This is a genomic window from Streptomyces sp. NPDC058741, from assembly GCF_042746715.1.
Taxonomy (GTDB): Bacteria; Actinomycetota; Actinomycetes; order Streptomycetales; family Streptomycetaceae; genus Streptomyces.
Genome location: NZ_JBHYQH010000002.1, coordinates 172,349 through 191,066, shown reverse-complemented (window position 1 = coordinate 191,066; position 18,718 = coordinate 172,349). Strand labels below are relative to the sequence as shown.

Below are 18,718 nucleotides of genomic sequence, written 5' to 3'. Positions count from 1 at the left end.
TTCCCGATAGCCGAAGGGGGAGAGGTGCGCAAGCCCTGTGGACAGGATGAGCGAGCGCAATGTCAGACTAGGAGTAAATATGACCGTTATGCGGGATTGCTCGGCCGAGTTTCGGCGAGTGTTCCCGGGCGTTGTCCACGGACTGAGGGTCCGTGGTGGCTGAAGTCGGGCGAGACGGTCAGAATTCTGGGCAGAGGGAAACGGACGGGGCTGCGCCCGACGGGTGCGGTGGGCACGACCGAGAGCGGGAGGCAGCGGTGAGGACAGCGACACTCGGACCGGCGCAGCGCGCCGAGTCACTCGCATCTATGGCCGAGCACGAGCTGGACGTGCTGGTCGTGGGCGCAGGTGTGGTCGGTGCGGGCACCGCGCTCGACGCCGTGACCCGCGGTTTGTCCACAGGTCTGGTGGAGGCGCGGGACTGGGCGTCGGGCACGTCCAGTCGCTCCAGCAAGCTGATCCACGGCGGCCTGCGGTATCTGGAGATGCTCGACTTCGCGCTGGTCCGGGAGGCCCTCAAGGAGCGCGGCCTGATGCTGGAACGGCTCGCTCCGCACCTGGTGAAGCCGGTGCCGTTCCTGTATCCGCTGCAGCACAAGGGCTGGGAGCGGTTCTACGCCGGGTCGGGCGTAGCGCTGTACGACGCCATGTCCATGGCCCGCGAGCACGGCCGGGGCCTGCCGGTGCACCGGCACCTGACGCGTCGTCATGCCCTGCGCGTGGCACCGTGCTTGAAGAAGGACGCCCTGGTCGGGGCGCTGCAGTACTACGACGCCCAGGTGGACGACGCCCGCCATGTGACGACCCTGGTGCGCACGGCCGTGGCGTACGGCGCGAAGGCCGCCAACCGCGCGCGGGTGACGGGCTTCCTGCGCGAGGGCGAGCGGGTCGTCGGTGCGAGGGTGCAGGACGTCGAGGCGGGCGGCGAGTACGAGATCCGCGCCAAGCAGGTCGTCAACGCCACCGGTGTGTGGACGGACGACACCCAGGCCATGGTCGGTGAGCGCGGCCAGTTCCACGTACGGGCCTCCAAGGGCATCCACCTCGTCGTCCCCCGCGACCGGATCCGCTCCACGACCGGCCTGATCCTGCGCACGGAGAAGTCCGTGCTGTTCGTCATCCCCTGGGGCCGGCACTGGATCGTCGGCACCACGGACACCGACTGGGACCTCGACAAGGCCCACCCGGCTGCCTCCGTCGCGGACATCGACTATCTGCTCGACCATGTGAACTCGGTCCTCGCGGTGCCGCTGACCAGGGACGACGTCCAGGGCGTGTACGCGGGCCTGCGGCCGCTGCTCGCGGGCGAGTCGGACGCCACGAGCCAGCTGTCGCGCGAGCACACCGTGGCCCATCCGGTGCCCGGGCTGGTCGTCGTGGCGGGCGGCAAGTACACGACGTACCGGGTCATGGCCAAGGACGCGGTGGACGCGGCGGTGCACGGACTGGACATGCGCGTCGCCGAGTGCGTCACCGAGGACGTGCCGCTGCTGGGTGCCGAGGGCTACCCGGCGCTGTGGAACGCGCGGGCGCGGATCGCCGCCAGGACCGGACTCCACGTGGTGCGCGTGGAGCACCTGCTGAACCGCTACGGGACGATGACGGAGGAACTGCTGGACCTCATCGCCGACGACCCGTCCCTTGGTGAGCCCCTGCCCGCGGCCGACGACTACCTGCGCGCCGAGATCGTGTACGCGGCCTCGCACGAGGGGGCGCGGCACCTGGACGACGTGCTGACCCGGCGGACGCGCATCTCCATCGAGACCTTCGACCGGGGCACCCGCAGCGCGCGCCTCGCCGCCGAGCTGATGGCGCCGGTCCTCGGCTGGGACAAGGACCAGATCGAGCGCGAGGTGCAGCACTACGAGAAGCGCGTGGAGGCCGAGCGGGAGTCGCAGCGTCAGCCCGACGACCTGACGGCGGACGCGGCACGGCTGGGGGCGCCGGACATCGTGCCGCTGTAGGCCGGACATCACTCGAACGAGTGTCAGAAGACGGGATCTCCGTTCGGATCCCGGTCGTTGTTCTGGGTGCGGGGGCAGAACTCGGCCGCGAGCACCGCGGGTTCGAGGCCGGGATCGGCTATCGCGTCCGTGTTCACACGGAGGGTGAGGACACGCCGGCCGTCGAGGGTGGCCGCGGTGCGCACGTAGCTGCCGGATATGTGCCCGTTGTGCCCCCACACCGTGGTGCCGCAGGGAAGCCTCTGCGGAAACACCCCCATGCCGTACGCGCCGTGTGCGGCACGGGTGTCGAGCATCTCGCGCAGCCAGCGCGGGGGCAGCAGCCGGCCGCCGAGCAGGGCCGCGTAGAAGCGGTCCAGATCGGCGAGCGTGGTCACGATCTCACCCGCGGCCCCGGCCACCCGCGGGTCGAGAGCGGTGACGTCGGTTCCGTCGGCCGTGTAGGCGCGGCCGTGCGGGGAGGGCAGGGCGGAGCGGGATCCGGGAAAGGAGGTGCCCGTCAGACGCAGCGGAGTCAGGATGCGGCGCTCGGCCTCGGTGGCGTACGAGCGGCCGGTCACCTGCTCGACGACCAGGCCGAGCAGCACGTAGTTGGTGTTCGAGTAGGAGAAGCGGCCGCGTTCGGCCGGAGGGTGGGTGAGGGCGATGCGCACGGCCTGACGGGCTGTGAGGGGCGCGGTCCCGCGGGTGTCCGCGGTGAAGTCGTACAGCCCGCTGGTGTGGGTGAGCAGGGAGCGCAGGGTCAGCGCGCGGCCGTCGTTCCCCGCTCCCCGCACCAGTCCGGGCAGGTGCTGCTCGACCGTGTCGGACAGGGACAGCCGCCGCTCGGCCGCCAGTTGCAGGACGACCGTCGCGACGAACGTCTTGGTGATGCTGCCGGCGCGGAAGTGGTCCGTGCGGGCGATGCCCGGGCCGGCGTGGGCGTAGCGGACGGTGCTCCCCTCCCGGGCCAGAAGTGCCGCGGAGGGAGCGCCGCCCCGGGTCACGAGAAGCGCGAGCACGGCGTCCGTGGGCGGCGTGGAGAGGGCCGAGGAGTCGGCCGGGGGAAGTCCGAGGAGGGCGACGGACACCGGCAGGGCCAGCAAGGTCCGCAGCGGCGGCATGCGGGCTCCTCCCTCCTCGCGGTGTCCCGGCCCGGCGTGTCGCTGTGCCGGCGGCGCCGGGGCGCCGGGGCGCCGGCGTGGGGGCCCATCATGCAGGGTGGCGAGCGGTGTGTGGCACCCGGGTTCCGGATCGCAGCGGCCCGTGAGGCATTCACCGGGGCACCCTGGGCACTGGGCACTTGTCGGGTGAGAGACAATGGAGGCTCTGTCAGGGCGGGTTGTATGAGGGGACGCATGTCGGAGGCGGAGCGGGCGGGCACATCTCGTCAGGACACTCGTCAGGACAGTCGGGAGCGTCTCCTCGCGGGGCGTTACCGGCTGGGCAAGGTGCTCGGCCGGGGAGGCATGGGCACGGTCTGGCGGGCCCAGGACGAGACCCTCGGGCGGACGGTCGCCGTCAAGGAGCTGCGGTTCCCGTCGAACATCGACGAGGACGAGAAGCGGCGGCTGATCACACGGACGCTGCGCGAGGCCAAGGCGATCGCGCGGATCCGCAACAACAGCGCGGTGACGGTCTACGACGTGGTCCAGGAGGACGACCGGCCCTGGATCGTCATGGAGCTGGTCGAGGGCAAGTCGCTCGCCGAGGTCATCCGGGAGGACGGCCTCCTCGAACCCAAGCGGGCCGCCGAGGTCGGGCTTGCCGTCCTGGACGTGCTGCGCTCCGCGCACCGCGAGGGCATCCTGCACCGTGACGTGAAGCCGTCGAACGTGCTGATCGCCGAGGACGGCCGGGTCGTGCTCACCGACTTCGGCATCGCCCAGGTCGAGGGCGACCCGTCCATCACCTCGACCGGCATGCTCGTCGGCGCGCCCTCCTACATCTCCCCGGAGCGGGCGCGCGGGCACAAGCCGGGCCCCGCGGCCGACCTGTGGTCGCTCGGCGGGCTGCTGTACGCGGCGGTGGAGGGCGCGCCGCCGTACGACAAGGGCTCGGCCATAGCGACGCTCACCGCCGTGATGACCGAGCCGCTGGAGGAGCCGAAGAACGCCGGTCCGCTCACGGAGGTCATCCGCGGGCTGCTCACCAAGGACCCCGCCCAGCGACTCGACGACGTGGGCGCCCGGGCGATGCTGAACAAGGTCATCCACGCGCCCGGCAAGGGCGGGGCGGAGCCGCTGGACGCGACGAAGGTCGTGCCGCTGCCCGCGCAGCCGGACAGGTCGGGCAAGGGGGCCTCCTCCGGGGCCCAGCGCGGTGAAAAGCGGGGCGAGGAGGCCGGGGAGCGGCTGCGCGGGGCGCTGCGTTCCGTGCGCAAGGCCGCCGCGGGATCTGCGGCCGCCTCCGCCGCCTCCGCCGAGCCCGGTTCCGCCGCGGCTGCTACGGGTGCGGAGAGCCGGGCGGCGGGGGCCGACGGTGCGGCCGCGTCGCGGCCGGGGTCGTCACCGTCGTCGACCTCGGGTGGGGCTTCGGGAGCCGGCCCGGCTGCCGGTGGTACCGGTGAGCGGGGCGGCCAGGAGGCGAAGTCGGGCTCCGGGGGCCGTAGTTCCGGGTGGCCCGTCATGACGCCGCCGGACCTGCCGCCCCGTCCCGCGCCGCCCCGGGCGCCGCTCACGGACGTGGTGTCGCGGCGGACGATCCTGATCACGGCGGTGGTCGTGGCGCTCGCCGTGATCGCCACGGTGCTCACGATCGTGCTCAGCGGGGACGGCAAGGGCTCCGAAGGGGCTGCCGGCAAGGGCGGCGGGACCGTCGCCACCGCGTCGGGCGGCGCCGACACCAAGGGCGACGAGAGCGACGGAACGCGCACGGACGGCGCCGAGTCCGAGCCCGCGCCCTCGGGATCCGCCCCGGACAAGACGCCCGGTGAGTCCTCCGGCGCCGGAGCGGGCTCGGACGGCTCCGCCGAGGAGGACACCACGGAGGCGTCGACGTACCGGGGCTCCCAGGGCTACTCGATCGGCCTGCCGCAGGGGTGGAAGTACCGTTCCTCGGACGCCGCCGGTGACCGGTTCACCGGGCCCGGCGGGCAGAAGCTGCTCATCGCCTGGACGTCCACGCCCAAGGGCGACCCGGTCGCGGACTGGAAGAACCAGGAGCGCTACATGCGCCGCGCCCAGTACGACAGGGTCCGTATCGAGGAGGTGGACTACCGCGGCTGGAAGGCCGCCGACTGGGAGTTCACCTACTCCGACGGCGGTACCGGATACCGGACGATCGACCGGGGTTTCGTCGTCAGCGACCGGCAGGGCTACGCGCTGATGTACACGGCCAAGGCGGCCGACTGGGACGGCAAGCAGCGCAAGCAGACCTGGCAGACGCTCACCCGGACCTTCGAACCCAAGTCCTGAGCATGAGCCGTTCCGGGTTTGGGGAGGCAGATCTGGGATCCCCCGTTGCGGGTTGCCCGGGGCACGTATCGTGAGTGATTGCGGACCGTGCGCAGCCGGAACGGACCGCGGGGCGAACGGATGTGACCGACCGGGCTGACGGGGGAGGCACCGTGGACGACTATGCGGGACGTGTTCTCGCCGACCGCTACCGCCTGCCGCTGCCGCCGTCCGACGAGTACGAACGCACCGAGTCCCGGGCCTTCGACACCTACAGCGGACAGGAAGTCCTGGTCCGGCAGGTGCCGTTGCCCGAGGTGGTCGAGGCGGAGGTCCTCGACGCGGAGGGGCTGCCCGACGGCTTCACGGCCCGGGACGGCGGGGCACGGCGGGCCGGGGCGCGCCCGGGCGGGCGTCCGCAGGCGCGGCGGCCCGCGGATCCGCTGGTGCGGCGGGCGGTCGAGGCCGCGCAGGCCGCGGCGGCCGTTCCGGACCATCCGCGCCTCGACCAGGTCTTCGACGTGTTCGCCGAGGGCGGTTCGCTGTGGATCGTCAGCGAGCTGGTGGCCGCGCGTCCGCTGGCGGCCCTGATCGCCGACAAGCCGCTGACGCCGTACCGGGCCGCCGAGGTCGCCTCCGACGTGCTGATGGCGCTGCGGGTGCTGCACGCGCACGGCTGGACGCACCGCAACGTCACGTCACGGACGGTGCTCATATGCGACGACGGCCGGGTGATGCTGACCGGGCTCGCGGTGGGCGCGGCGGAAGAGGCGCTGTGCGGGTACGACCCGGTGCCGGCTCCGGCCTTCGAGGACGACGAGCCGGGACCGGCACACGAGCGCTCCGGGACCGGGCCGGTGCAAGGCGCCGGTGGACCGGGGCGTCCCGGCGGAGCGGGTTTCTCCGCCGCGGTCGGCGGGCTCACGGGCCCCGGTGGTCCGCGCGGTGTCGGCGGCCCGGGCGATCCCGAGGCCGCGCGGCGCGCCGCGATAGAGGCGCGGGAAGCCCGCGGGCTGCCCGCGGCCGGGACGGACGCCGTGGGCGGGAGCCCGGCCGTGCCGGCGCGCCGGAGCGCGGACGACGGTGAGGACCCGCGGGCCGCGCGCGCCGGGGCGATCGCCGCCTACCGGGCCGCCGCCCGGGTCCAGGAGGCCCAGCAGAACGGGCGGGCCGCGCTGCCGGGTGCCCGGCCCGGGCCGGACGGCGCCCGCGCGCCCTACGGCAGCGGTGGGGCCCCGTCGTACGTCCCCGCGCAGGACGGCGCTTCCGAGGCCTCCCCGCCTGGGCGGATCGCGGACCCCTACGGTGTGGCCGGCCCCCCGCGCGCGACCGGCTGGCACGGCGCCGCACCCCGAGCCGCCAGCCCTCTGCCGCAGGGCCGGGAGCAGGCGGCCCTCCCCGCCGCCCCGGAGCCCACGGGGCCGTCGGAGCCCACCCGTTGGGACGACCTGGTCGCCGGCGCGCCCGCACCCCGGCGGGGCCCGGCCACGGCCCTGGCCGCCGAGCGGGCCCGGCAGGCGCGGATGGCCGTCGTCGGGCCGGTGACCGAGCGCTGGGCGCCGGAGCAGGCCGGACCGGTGCACGAGAACTGGCAGCTGGCGGCCCCCATCGGCCCCGCGACCGACCTGTGGGCGCTGGGCGCGCTGCTCTTCCGGGCCGTCCAGGGGCACGCGCCCTACCCGGAGGAGTCGACGGCCGAGCTGGTGCAGCTGGTGTGCGCGGAACCGCCCGCCTACGCCGAGGAGTGCGGGCCGCTGCGGCCGGTCGTGGAGTCGCTGCTGCGCCAGGACCCCACCGAGCGGCCCGGCTTCGAGGAACTGCGCGGCTGGCTGCGCTCGCTCGTGCGCTCGGCGCCGGAGCCGGAAGCCGGACTGCACGTGGTGGCGGCGCCGCCCGTCGACTCCGGCCGGCTGCCCGTCGTACGCCGCCGGGGCGAGCTCGTGCGCAGGCGGCGGGCCGGGCTGCCCGCGCACCACGGGCGGCACAAGCGGGCCAGGGAGACCCGCTCACCGCGCCGCCTCGGCCGTACCCTGCTCCTGCTGGTGCTGCTGGCGATGGCCGCGGCGATCGCCTACGCCATGCTGTTCATGCCCAAGTCGGACACCGCCGGCGGGCAGGGCGTGGACCGCGCCGGTGCCGCGGGCGAGGCCGGCCGGGTGCCCGCGCCGGACGCCAGCAGCGAGCCGGAGCCGGGCCAGACCTCACCCGCCCCCCGGGAGAGCCCGTCGACGTCGGCCGGGTCCACCGAGACGCAGACCACGGGCCCCGAGGCCGCCGACGGCTTCACCCTGCGCAAGGACCCGGCCGGGTTCCAGGTCGCGGTCCCCAAGGGCTGGGAGCGCACCTCGCGGGGCGGCGACGGCCAGGTCGTCTACGCCGAGGGCGACTTCGAGCTCATCGTCGTCCCGGGCCGGGACAGCGCCTCGGAGTACGGCAGCGACCCGATGGACTACCAGCGGGAGAAGGAGCGGGAGTTGCAGCCCTACCGCGACTCCAGCTGGGCCACCTCCACCGGCCTGAAGACGATCGAGGTGGGCGGCCGGAAGATGGCCGAGGGCCAGTTCACGTGGACCGGCGACGACGGCGAGCTGTACGTGCGCAACCTGGCGATGCTCGTCGGCGGCCGCTACCACGTGGTCCAGGTGCGCGGCCCGGAGACCGAACGGGACGAGGTGACCCGGCTGTACGAGCAGGCGGCGGCGACCTACAGGGCGACGGGGTGAGCGCCCGGGCAACCGTCACAGTGCGGTCACCGTGGCACCCCGCGTGTTCCCTGAGGAAGATCGGGTCCTTACGCTGACCCTGTCAAGACCATTGCGGGGCAACGTGAATCAGATGCAGGGCCTGCTCATAGCGGGCCGCTACCGGCTGGCCGACGCCATCGGGAGCGGCGGCATGGGCCGGGTGTGGCGTGCGCACGATGAGGTGCTGCACCGGTCCGTCGCCATCAAGGAGTTGACGGCCGCCCTCTACGTCTCCGAGAGCGAGCAGGCCGTCCTGCTGGCCCGCACCCGGGCGGAGGCCCGGGCCGCCGCCCGGATCAGCCACACCGCGGTCGTCACCGTGCACGACGTGCTGGAACACGACGGCCGGCCGTGGATCGTGATGGAACTGGTCGAGGGCCGTTCCCTGGCCGACGCGGTCAAGGAGGAGGGCCGCGTCGAGCCGCGCGAGGCGGCGCGCATCGGTCTCTGGGTGCTGCGGGCCCTGCGCGCCGCGCACACCGCCGGCGTCCTGCACCGCGACATCAAGCCGGGCAACGTCCTGCTCGGCCGCGACGGGCGCGTCCTGCTCACGGACTTCGGCATCGCCCAGATCGAGGGCGACACGACGATCACGCGTACCGGGGAGGTCGTCGGCTCGGTCGACTACCTCGCACCGGAGCGCGTACGCGGCCGCGACCCCGGCCCCTCCTCGGACCTCTGGGCCCTCGGTGCCACGCTGTACACGGCGGTCGAGGGCCGTTCGCCGTTCCGGCGGGCCACGCCGCTGACCACCATGCAGGCGGTGGTCGAGGAGGAGGCCGCCGAGCTCAGGCACGCCGGTCCGCTCGCCCCCGTCATCACCGCCCTGCTGCGCAAGGATCCCGCCACCCGCCCCGACGCGTCCGAGGCCGAGCAGATGCTCGCCGAGGCGGCGGAGGGACGGCGGCCGAGCGGGGCGCAGGCGTACGTACCGACGCGGTACGGGGGGACCTCCCCGTACCGCGAGGCGTACACCGCCACGGGCGCGACGGGCGCGGGCGCGGGGGGCACGAGCACCGTCGGCACCGGTTCGGCCTCGCGCACCGGTACGCCGCTGCCGCCGCCGGCCGGCACCCCCGCCACCGGGACGGCGACGGCCGGAACCGCCACGACCGCCACGACCGCCACGACCGGCACGACCGGCACCCCGGCCACCGGCCCCACCACCACTGCTCCGCCACCACACGGCCCGCAGGGGCACGGCGGGCACGGGCACGGCGGAGACGGCCCGCAGGGACACGGCGGGCACGGGCACGGCGGGCACGGACACGGCGGGCACGGCGGGCACGGACACGGCGGGCACGGCGGGCACGGACACGGCGGGCACGGCGGGCACGGACACGGCGGAGACGGCCCGCAGGGACACGGCGGGCACGGACACGGCGGAGACGGCCCGCAGGGACACGGCGGGCACGGACACGGCGGGCACGGCCCGCAGGGACACGGCGGGCACGGGCACGGCGGAGACGGCCCGCAGGGACACGGCGGGCACGGACACGGCGGAAGCGCCGGGCAGGGTTACGGCCCGCAGGGATACGGACCGCCCCCGTCGGGCCGGCGCCGCCGGCTGCGGACGCTCGCCCTCGTCGTCGCGCTCGCGGCCATCGTCGGCGGCGGCACGGCGGTCGTGCTGCAGCAGTTCGACCAGAGCCGCAGGACGCCGGACAGCGCCTCCGGTGCGCCGGGTTCCACGAGCCCGGAGCGGCCCACGGGGTCGGTCCCGGACGGCTGGACCCGCCACGACGACCCCGCGGGTTTCAGCCTCCACCTGCCCGCGGGCTGGAAGCGCAAGACGTTCGGTCCCAAGGGCGAGCTCCAGCAGATCGACTACACGCCCGACGGCGGACGGCACTTCGTCCGGATCGCCGTCGACTCCTCACCCGACTTCGCCGACCCGTACGCCCACCAGCTCGACCTGGAACAGCAGTTGCAGCGGCTGGTCGACTACCGGCGGGTCCGGCTCGAGCGCAACGTCTACCGCGACCGGGACGGCGCGCTGTGGGAGTACACCTGGACCGCGCGGGCCGAGGACACGAAGTTCCCCGGGCCGCGTCGCGCCATCGAGGAGACGTACATCGCCCGCGACGGCACGGAGTACGCGCTCTACATGTCGGCGCCCGCGGCCGACTGGACCGAGGCGCGCAAGCAGTTCACCTCGCTGCTCCAGGGCTGGCAGGAGAAGACCTCCTGACGCAGCGGGCCAGCCGACCGGGGCCGTCGGCAGGCTGTCTGTTTCGGCCACCCGCGCGTCGGCGTCCCGGAGCGGCTCCTTCCGGTGGGGCATGATGGCCGCATGGGGACCGAGGGGCACAGCGTACGTGTCATCGCGGGCCGTTACCGGCTCGAGGAGAGGCTCGGGCGCGGAGGCATGGGCGTGGTCTGGCGGGCGACCGACCAACTGCTCGGCCGGGGCGTGGCCGTCAAGGAGCTCCCCTACGACGCGTCGCTCTCCGCGGCGGAGGCCCGCCGCCGGCGGGACCGTACGCTGCGCGAGGCCCGTGCCGTGGCCCAGCTGAGCCACCCGCACATCATCGTGGTCCACGACGTCGTGACGGACGACGAACGCCCCTACATCGTCATGGAGTTGATCGAGGGCGGCTCACTCGCCGACCGGATCGCCGGCCGGGGCCCGGTCGACGCCGACGAGGCCGCCCGCATCGGCATCGCCCTGCTCGGCGCCCTGCGGGCGGCACACGCCGCCGGGGTCCTGCACCGCGACCTCAAGCCGGAGAACGTGCTGCTGGAGGCCGGCACCGACCGGGTCGTGCTGACCGACTTCGGCATCGCCCAGGTCCAGGGCGCTCCCACGCTCACCGAGAACGACTCCTTCGTCGGCTCGCCCGAGTACACCGCACCCGAGCGGATGTCCGGCGCCCGCACCGGGCCCGAGTCCGACCTGTGGTCGCTGGGCGCGCTGCTGTGCGCGGCGCTCAGCGGGGAGTCGCCGTTCCACCGCGACTCGCTGGGCGGCGTCCTGCACGCGGTCGTCGTCGGTGAGATCCGGCCGCCCGCGCAGGCCGGGCCGCTCCTGCCCGTCGTGCACGGCCTGCTCGAACGCGACCCGGACCGGAGGCTGGACGCGGACCGGGCGGAGCGGATGCTGCGGGCCTTCCGCGCCACGGGCCGGACGCCTCGGGTGCCGCCGCCCGCGTACGCGTCGGCGGGCTCGGCGCACGGGCGGACGGGGGACCTCGCCGTCCGGCAGCCGCTCGCGCCGCCACCGGACGCGCCCGTGCCGCAGCCGCCGGAGGAGCCGTTCCTCCGGCAGCCCGCCCGCCGGGTGCTGGTGGCCGCGCTGCTCGTCGCCGCCATGGCCGGTGCGGGGGTGTCGGCGGCGGCGCTGCTGACGAGGGAGGGCGGCGGCGAGCAGGTCCCCGCGCCGACGCGTTCGGCGCAGGCACCCACGGCCCGGGCCTCCTCACCGAGCGCCTCCGCCCCCGCGACGCCGCCCGCCGCGTCCCCCTGACCGCTCGGACGACCCGCACCGCGTACCGCCGCAAAGGGAAGACAAGCCCCGCCGCGACGTCACGGGTCTGTGACCGGCTCGCGTCCGTGGTGGATCCGGAAGCGTCCGGCGCGGTATGGATGAACCATGAGCAACAACGGGGGAGCCCGACCCGGGGCCGAAGAACCGACGAGTTTCGTTCTGCAACCGCCCCACCCGCAGACACCGGTGGCGGGCAACCCGTACGCGGCACCGGCCGCCTCACCCACCCAGGTCGTGCCGTCCCAGCCGCCCGCGGACGACGATCCCGGTGCCGGGCGTCTCATCGCCGGACGCTACCGGCTGATCGCCAAGCTCGGGCACGGCGGCATGGGCACGGTGTGGCGCGCCAAGGACGAGACGGTGGACCGCGAGGTCGCCGTCAAGGAGCCGCGCGTCCCGGACCACCTTCCCGAACGTGAACGCGCCAACGCCTTCGAGCGGATGCGCCGCGAGGCGCGGGCCGCCGCGCGGCTGGACCATCCGGCCGTCGTCGACGTCCATGACGTCGCGGTCGTGGAGGGCCGGCCGTGGATCGTGATGGAACTGGTCCAGGGCCGTTCGCTGGGCGATGTCCTGCAGGAGGGCACCCTGTCCGCGCGCGAGGCCGCCCGGATCGGCCTGGAGGTGCTCGGCGCCCTGGAGGCCGCGCACGCGGCGGGCATCCTGCACCGCGACGTGAAGCCGGACAACGTGCTGCTCGGCCGCTACGACCGGGTCGTCCTCACCGACTTCGGCATCGCCCGGATCGAGGGCGAGACCAACCTGACCGACACGGGCGGCTTCGTGGGCTCGCCCGAGTACATCGCGCCCGAGCGGGTGCTGGGCCAGCGCCCGGGCCCGGCCAGCGACCTGTGGTCCCTCGGCGTGGTGCTGTACGCGGCGACCGAGGGCGTCTCCCCGTTCCGCCGCAGCAACACCCCCGCAACGCTCCAGTCCGTCCTCAACGCCACGCCCGCACCGCCCTCCGTCCGGGGGCCGCTCGCCGAGGCCGTCACCGGCCTGCTGGACAAGGACCCGGCCCGCCGTCCCGACGCGGCGCGGGTGCGCACCCTGCTGGAGTCGGCCGCGCGGCCGCCCGCCGACCGGCCCACCCGGGTCGTGGGGGTCGCGGGCCGGGACGGCGACGGCCGGCGCACGGGCGCCCGGGGCGTCCGGCTCGGCCGCGGGGCGTGGGCCGGACTCGGCGCCGCCCTCGTCGCGGCGGCGGTGACGGCGTACCTGGTGGTCGCGAACCCCTTCGCCGGGCCGCTGCCCGAGGGCTGGAAGGTCCGCCAGGAGAAGGACCTCGCCGCGTCCCTGGCGGTCCCGGAGGAGTATCAGCGGACCGTGCCCGACCGGGGGTCGGACCAGGGCCACCGGGTCACGTACACCGACTGGAGCGGCAGCATCTGGATCGGCCTGACCCTCGACAGGAGGGCCGAGGACACCGGCAACACCATCGCGGGCTCGGCCGCCGCCGAGATGTACGACGACGACACCAGGTTCAAGGACAACGGCGACTACGACCTGGACATGGCGGACGGTCCGGAGAAGACCGACCCCAGGCTGACCACCTACCGCGAGAAGAAGGCCGCCGAGAACACCGTCACCTACACGACCGACGACACCCAGAACCCCCGCCCCCGCGAGCTGAGGATCTTCTACTACCGGACCTCCGGCGGCGACCTCTACAAGCTCACCGTCAGCTACCCGGGCAAGGGCGACTTCACCGACCGCGGACGTGAGGTGGCGAGCACGGCGATCGCCCACCTGGACATCGAGGGGACCTGAACCCGCCCGTCCCCACCCCCTGGACACACTCCGCGTCGACAAGCTCCCGCCCCGCGCGGTACTGATGGGGCATGAGCAACGACGGGGGCGGGACGGACGACGCCCGGGGCCGGCTGGTCGGCGGACGCTACCGGCTGCTCGCACGCATCGGCTCCGGCGGCATGGGCACCGTCTGGCGGGCCCACGACGAGCTCGTGCAGCGTGAGGTCGCCGTCAGACAGCCCCGGTTGCCGGGCGAACCGGAGGACGAGAACCACCGGCGGGCGGCCCACCGCCTGCACCGAGAGGCCCGGGCCGCCGCCCGCGTCGACCATCCCGCGGCCGTCGCCATCCACGACGTGGTCGTCGAGCCGGAGCGGCACGACGACCGGCCGCGCACCGGGGGCCCCGACGAACTCGACGCGGCCGAGGCCCTCGACGGACTCCCCTGGATCGTCATGGAGCTGGTGCCGGGCGAGTCCCTCGACGCGACGCTCCGGCGCGGCCCCGTCGACGTCGCAGAAGCCGCCCGGATCGGGCTCTGGGTGCTGGGCGCCCTGCGCGCCGCGCACTCCGTCGGCATCGTGCACCGGGACCTGAAACCGGCCAACGTGCTGCTCGCCCCCTCACCGCTCCCGGACGGACCCGGGGGAGGACGGCAGGCCCCTCCCCGCGTCGTCGTCACCGACTTCGGCATCGCCCAGACGCAGGGCGAGGGGAGCGGCGGCGGGAGCGGGGAGCGCACCGGGGCGCTGGAGTTCCTCGCCCCCGAGCGGCGGTCCGGCCGTATCGCCGGTCCCGCGTCCGACCTGTGGTCGCTGGGTGTGCTGCTGTACACAGCCGTCGAGGGCGCGTCCCCGTTCGCCCGTGCCACGCCCGAGGCCACGCTCGCCGCGGTCCTCGCCTCCGAGCCGCCCGGGCCCGGACGGGCCGGACCGCTCGGGCCGCTGATCCGGCGGCTGCTGGTGCCGGACCCCGAGCGGCGGCCGGACGCCGAGGAGGTCGCGAAGGAACTGGAGGCGGTCGCAGGCCCGCTGCCCTCGGCCCCCGCACCGCGGACACCCGACGCGGACCGGGAGGCCGAGGACGTACCGGAGCCGGCGGCGGAGCCCGGCACGCGACCGCCCGGGGACGCCGTCCCCGCGCCGGAGGAGCCGCCGAGACGCCACAGCCTGCTCCGCCCCGCCCCCCTCGCCCTCCTCGGCGCCCTCCTCGCCGGGGGTATGGGCGCCGCCGCCCAGGTCGCCGACACGGGCGGCGCGGGAAGCGCCGAGCGGACCGCCGACGCGAGGGAGACCTGGACCCCGCACCCCGAGCCGGACCTCGCCGCCGTCCTCCATCTCCCGCCCCACTACCGCCCGCTGGACAGGCCCGGCAGCACCACCGGCCGCCCCCGCACCGTGCTCTACGGCGACGAACGCGGCGGCAGCATCCGGCTCCGCCTCCTCTACTGGGACAAGGCGCCGGCCGCCCCCATGGAGCAGGCCAGGACGTCGCCCCGGGCCGGGGGAGAGACGCGGTACACCCGCACCGGCGTCCAGGGCCACGAGGCCGCCCTCGCCGACACCGCGTACGACCTGGACGGCGACCCCAGGCGGGATCTGCGCGTGCTCGTCCGCACCGACGACGACCGCCTGTACGAACTGCGCGTCGACATGCCCCGGGGCACCCCCGAGGAGCAGGAGGGCACCTCGCTGTTCCGGGGCGCCCGGGACCGTCTCGTGATCGTAAGACGCTGAATCACCCCGAGCGGTCACCGCACAAGACCTGATCAGCACGTTTGTTGCCAGCAGCCACTGGCATCGTGTGTGCGCCCGGTGAAGCCGTATTACCGACGGGTACCCAAAGACTCCTCCGGGGCATACTCTGCGCGTCATGACGGACGCGCAGGCCGCTGAGAAGACGGCAGAGACCGGGACGGCACCCACCGGAACGAACCCCCTCGCCCCCGCTCCGGAGGGCGCACGCACCGCCGCCGACGTGGTCACCCCCGAGCTGGTCGCCCAGCTCACCAAGGGCGTCACCGGCTCCGGACGGACCGCCAACCACACGCCGTTCACCGGTCAGAAGCTGGCCGACCTCCCCGAGTCGACGCCCGAGGACGTGGCGCGGGCCTTCGAACTGGCCCGCGCCGCCCAGACCGTGTGGGCCCGGTCCTCGGTACGGCAGCGCGCCGCCGTCCTGCTCCGCTTCCACGACCTCGTCCTGGAGCGCCAGGCCGAGGTGCTCGACCTGATCCAGCTGGAGACCGGCAAGGCCCGCCTGCACGCCCACGAGGAGGTCCAGGCCGTCGCGGTCGCCGCCCGGCACTACGGCCGCAGGGCCCCCGCCTACCTCCGCCCCAAGCGGCACGCCGGCGCCATGCCGACGCTCACCAAGGTCACCGAACTGCGCCACCCGCGCGGGGTCGTCGGCCAGATCGCCCCCTGGAACTACCCCCTGGAGCTGTCGGTCGGCGACGCGCTCCCGGCCTTCGTCGCGGGCAACGCGGTCGTCATGAAGCCCGACACGGAGACGTGCCTGACCGCCCTGTGGGCCCGCGACCTGCTCATCGAGGCCGGACTGCCCGCCGACGTCTTCCAGGTCGTGCTCGGGGAGGGACCGGTCGTCGGCCCCGAGGTCGTCCGGCACGCCGACTACGTCTCCTTCACCGGCTCCACCCGCACCGGCCGTGAGGTCGCCCGGGGCGCCGCCACCCGGCTGATCGGCGTCTCCCTCGAACTCGGCGGGAAGAACGCCATGCTGGTGCTGGAGGACGCCGACATCGAGAAGGCCGCGGCCGGGGCCGTGCGCGCCTGCTTCTCCTCCGCCGGCCAGCTCTGCATCTCCATCGAGCGGCTGTTCGTCCACGAGTCGGTCGCGGACGCCTTCCTGGAGCGCTTCGCCGCCCGGACCAGGGCCATGCGCCTCGGCAGGTCCCTCGCCTACGGCGCCGACATGGGCTCCCTGGTCGGCGAACGCCAGCTGGAGACCGTCACCCGGCATGTGGACGAGGCCGTCGCCAAGGGCGCGAAGGTCCTCGCGGGCGGTGTGGCGCGCCCGGACATCGGCCCCTACTTCTTCGAGCCCACGATCCTCGACGGGGTCGCGACGGACATGTCCGTCTGCACGGAGGAGACCTTCGGCCCGGTCGTCTCGGTCTACCGCTTCACGGACGAGGACGAGGTGATCGAGCGCGCCAACGGCACGGCGTACGGCCTGAACTCCTCGGTCTGGACGAAGAACGCCCGCCGCGGCCGGGAGGTCGCCGCCCGGCTGCGCACCGGCACCGTCAACATCAACGAGGGCTACGCCCCCGCGTACGGCAGCGTGCAGTCCCCGATGGGCGGCATGAAGGACTCGGGCCTGGGCCGCCGCCACGGCTCCGAGGGCATCCTCAAGTACACCGAGGCCCAGACGGTCGCCCACCAGCGGGTGCTGCCGATGGCCCCCTCCCTGGGCATGGACGACGAGAGCTACGCCCGGTTCATGAGCAGGAGCCTGCGCCTGATGAAGGCGTTCCGGTTCCGGTAGACGACCTTCGCTTACGACACCCACAGGGGAGACGGCACGTGCCTCAGGACGCTTACGACTACGACGTCATCGTCGTGGGTTCCGGCTTCGGCGGCTCGGTGACCGCCCTGCGCCTCACGGAGAAGGGCTACCGCGTCGGCGTCCTGGAGGCAGGCCGCCGCTTCACCCGCGAGACCCTGCCGAAGAACTCCTGGGACCTCAAGAACTACCTCTGGGCGCCCAGGCTGGGCATCTACGGCATCCAGCGCATCCACCTGCTGGGCAACGTCATGGTCCTGGCGGGCGCGGGCGTGGGCGGCGGCTCCCTCAACTACGCCAACACCCTCTACGTCCCGCCGGCGCCGTTCTTCGAGGACCCCCAGTGGCGTGACATCACCGACTGGCAGGACGAGCTGAAGCCGTACTACGACCAGGCCCGGCGCATGCTGGGCGTACGGCTCAACCCGACCATGACGCCCTCGGACGTCCATCTGAAGGCGGCCGCGGAGCGGATGGGCTGCGGCGACTCCTTCCACATGGCTCCCGTCGGGGTGTTCTTCGGCGACGGCGAGGACGCCGACGGCTCGGTGAAGGCCAAGCCGGGCGAGGAGGTCGCGGACCCCTACTTCGGCGGGGCGGGCCCGTCGCGCAAGGCCTGCGCGGAGTGCGGCGAGTGCATGACAGGCTGCCGCCACGGCGCGAAGAACACCCTGAACGAGAACTACCTGTACCTCGCCGAGAAGGCGGGCGCGGTCGTCCACCCGATGACGACGGTCGTCTCGGTCACCGAGGACTCGCGCGGCGGCCACGCGGTCGCCACCCTGCGCACCGACGACCGCAAGGCCGAGGGCCGGACCTTCACGGCCCGCCGGGTCGTCCTGGCCGCCGGCACCTACGGCACGCAGACCCTGCTGCACCGCATGAAGGCGGGCGGCCAGCTGCCCGGCATCTCCGACAAGCTGGGCGAGCTGACCCGCACCAACTCCGAGGCCCTGGTCGGTGCCCAGACCGACGACCGGCGCTACCGCAAGGCCCACGGCGCGCCCAGGGCCGACTTCACGCGGGGCGTGGCCATCACGTCCTCCATCCACCCCGACGCCCACACCCACGTCGAGCCGGTCCGCTACGGCAAGGGCTCCAACTCCATGGGCGGCCTGTCCATCCTCCAGGTCCCCTACGCCGGGGCGAAGCCGGGAAGCTCACGGGTCCTCGGCTTCCTCGCCCACGCGGCGAGGCACCCGGTGCTGGTGCTGCGCTCCCTGTCCAACCGCCGCTGGTCGGAGCGGACCATCATCGGCCTGGTGATGCAGTCGCTGGACAACTCCCTGACGACGTACCTCAAGCCCTCGGGCGCCGGCCGCGGCCTGCTCACCGCACGCCAGGGCCACGGCTCCCCGAACCCCAAGCAGATCAAGGCCGCCACCGAGAGCGCCTCGGCGCTGGCCGCCGAGATCAACGGCTTCGCGGGCTCCAACGTGGGCGAGCTGGTGGGCACCCCGCTCACCGCCCACTTCCTCGGCGGCTGCCCGATCGGTGCCTCCCGCGAGACCGGCGTGATCGACCCGTACCACCGTCTCCACGGCCACCCCGGCATCTCGGTCGTCGACGGTGCCGCCGTCTCCGCCAACCTCGGCGTCAACCCGTCCCTCACCATCACCGCCCAGGCCGAGCGGGCGATGTCGTACTGGCCCAACAAGGGCGAGCCCGACCCGCGCCCCCGGCAGGGCACGGCCTACGCGCGGCTCCAGCCGGTCGAGCCCAGGTCCCCGGCGGTCCCGGCACAGGCGTTCGGCGCGCTGCGGCTGCCGTTCCTGGGGATGCCGGCGGTGCCGCCCAAGGAGTGAGCCGCGCCGATTCCCGCACGGCGGAACAGAAGAGGGACCTGCGCCCCCCTCCGAGCGCAGGTCC

General features: G+C 74.3%; 10 protein-coding genes. 9 read left to right on the top strand and 1 reads right to left on the bottom strand.

The features are described from left to right. Positions 1 to 257 precede the first annotated feature (257 nt). Positions 258 to 1,964, top strand: coding sequence for a glycerol-3-phosphate dehydrogenase/oxidase (locus ACFW6P_RS02275; protein WP_386349807.1), 1,707 nt, complete (start codon positions 258 to 260; stop codon positions 1,962 to 1,964). Between the two features lie 23 nt (positions 1,965 to 1,987). Here ACFW6P_RS02275 and ACFW6P_RS02270 read toward each other — a convergent pair whose 3' ends face one another. Next, positions 1,988 to 3,067 (bottom strand): serine hydrolase domain-containing protein, encoded by a 1,080-nt coding sequence (locus tag ACFW6P_RS02270; protein ID WP_386349810.1) that lies wholly within the window; start codon positions 3,065 to 3,067, stop codon positions 1,988 to 1,990. Positions 3,068 to 3,301: 234 nt separating this feature from the next. Between ACFW6P_RS02270 and ACFW6P_RS02265 the strand changes: the two genes are divergently transcribed. The 8 genes from ACFW6P_RS02265 (at position 3,302) to ACFW6P_RS02230 (ending at position 18,654) form a co-directional block, all read left to right on the top strand. Beyond that, positions 3,302 to 5,359: a protein kinase gene (locus tag ACFW6P_RS02265; protein ID WP_386422757.1), complete on the top strand. Its 2,058-nt coding sequence runs from the start codon at positions 3,302 to 3,304 to the stop codon at positions 5,357 to 5,359. A 152-nt stretch (positions 5,360 to 5,511) separates the two neighbouring features. After that, positions 5,512 to 8,061: a protein kinase gene (locus ACFW6P_RS02260; protein ID WP_386422755.1), complete on the top strand. Its 2,550-nt coding sequence runs from the start codon at positions 5,512 to 5,514 to the stop codon at positions 8,059 to 8,061. A 112-nt stretch (positions 8,062 to 8,173) separates the two neighbouring features. After that, positions 8,174 to 10,273, top strand: a complete 2,100-nt coding sequence (locus tag ACFW6P_RS02255; RefSeq protein WP_386422753.1) for a serine/threonine-protein kinase — start codon at positions 8,174 to 8,176, stop codon at positions 10,271 to 10,273. A 102-nt stretch (positions 10,274 to 10,375) separates the two neighbouring features. Continuing rightward, positions 10,376 to 11,548 (top strand): serine/threonine-protein kinase, encoded by a 1,173-nt coding sequence (locus tag ACFW6P_RS02250; RefSeq protein WP_386422751.1) that lies wholly within the window; start codon positions 10,376 to 10,378, stop codon positions 11,546 to 11,548. 126 nt (positions 11,549 to 11,674) lie between these two features. Further along, positions 11,675 to 13,339 (top strand): serine/threonine-protein kinase, encoded by a 1,665-nt coding sequence (locus ACFW6P_RS02245; protein ID WP_386422749.1) that lies wholly within the window; start codon positions 11,675 to 11,677, stop codon positions 13,337 to 13,339. A gap of 71 nt (positions 13,340 to 13,410) precedes the next feature. Continuing rightward, on the top strand, positions 13,411 to 15,057 hold the full coding sequence (locus ACFW6P_RS02240; RefSeq protein WP_386422747.1) for a protein kinase: 1,647 nt from the start codon (positions 13,411 to 13,413) through the stop codon (positions 15,055 to 15,057). Positions 15,058 to 15,193: 136 nt separating this feature from the next. Next, complete coding sequence (locus ACFW6P_RS02235; protein ID WP_386422745.1) at positions 15,194 to 16,831, top strand: succinic semialdehyde dehydrogenase; 1,638 nt, start codon at positions 15,194 to 15,196, stop codon at positions 16,829 to 16,831. Between the two features lie 38 nt (positions 16,832 to 16,869). After that, positions 16,870 to 18,654, top strand: a complete 1,785-nt coding sequence (locus tag ACFW6P_RS02230; protein WP_386422743.1) for a GMC oxidoreductase — start codon at positions 16,870 to 16,872, stop codon at positions 18,652 to 18,654. The last annotated feature ends 64 nt before the right edge of the window (positions 18,655 to 18,718 follow it).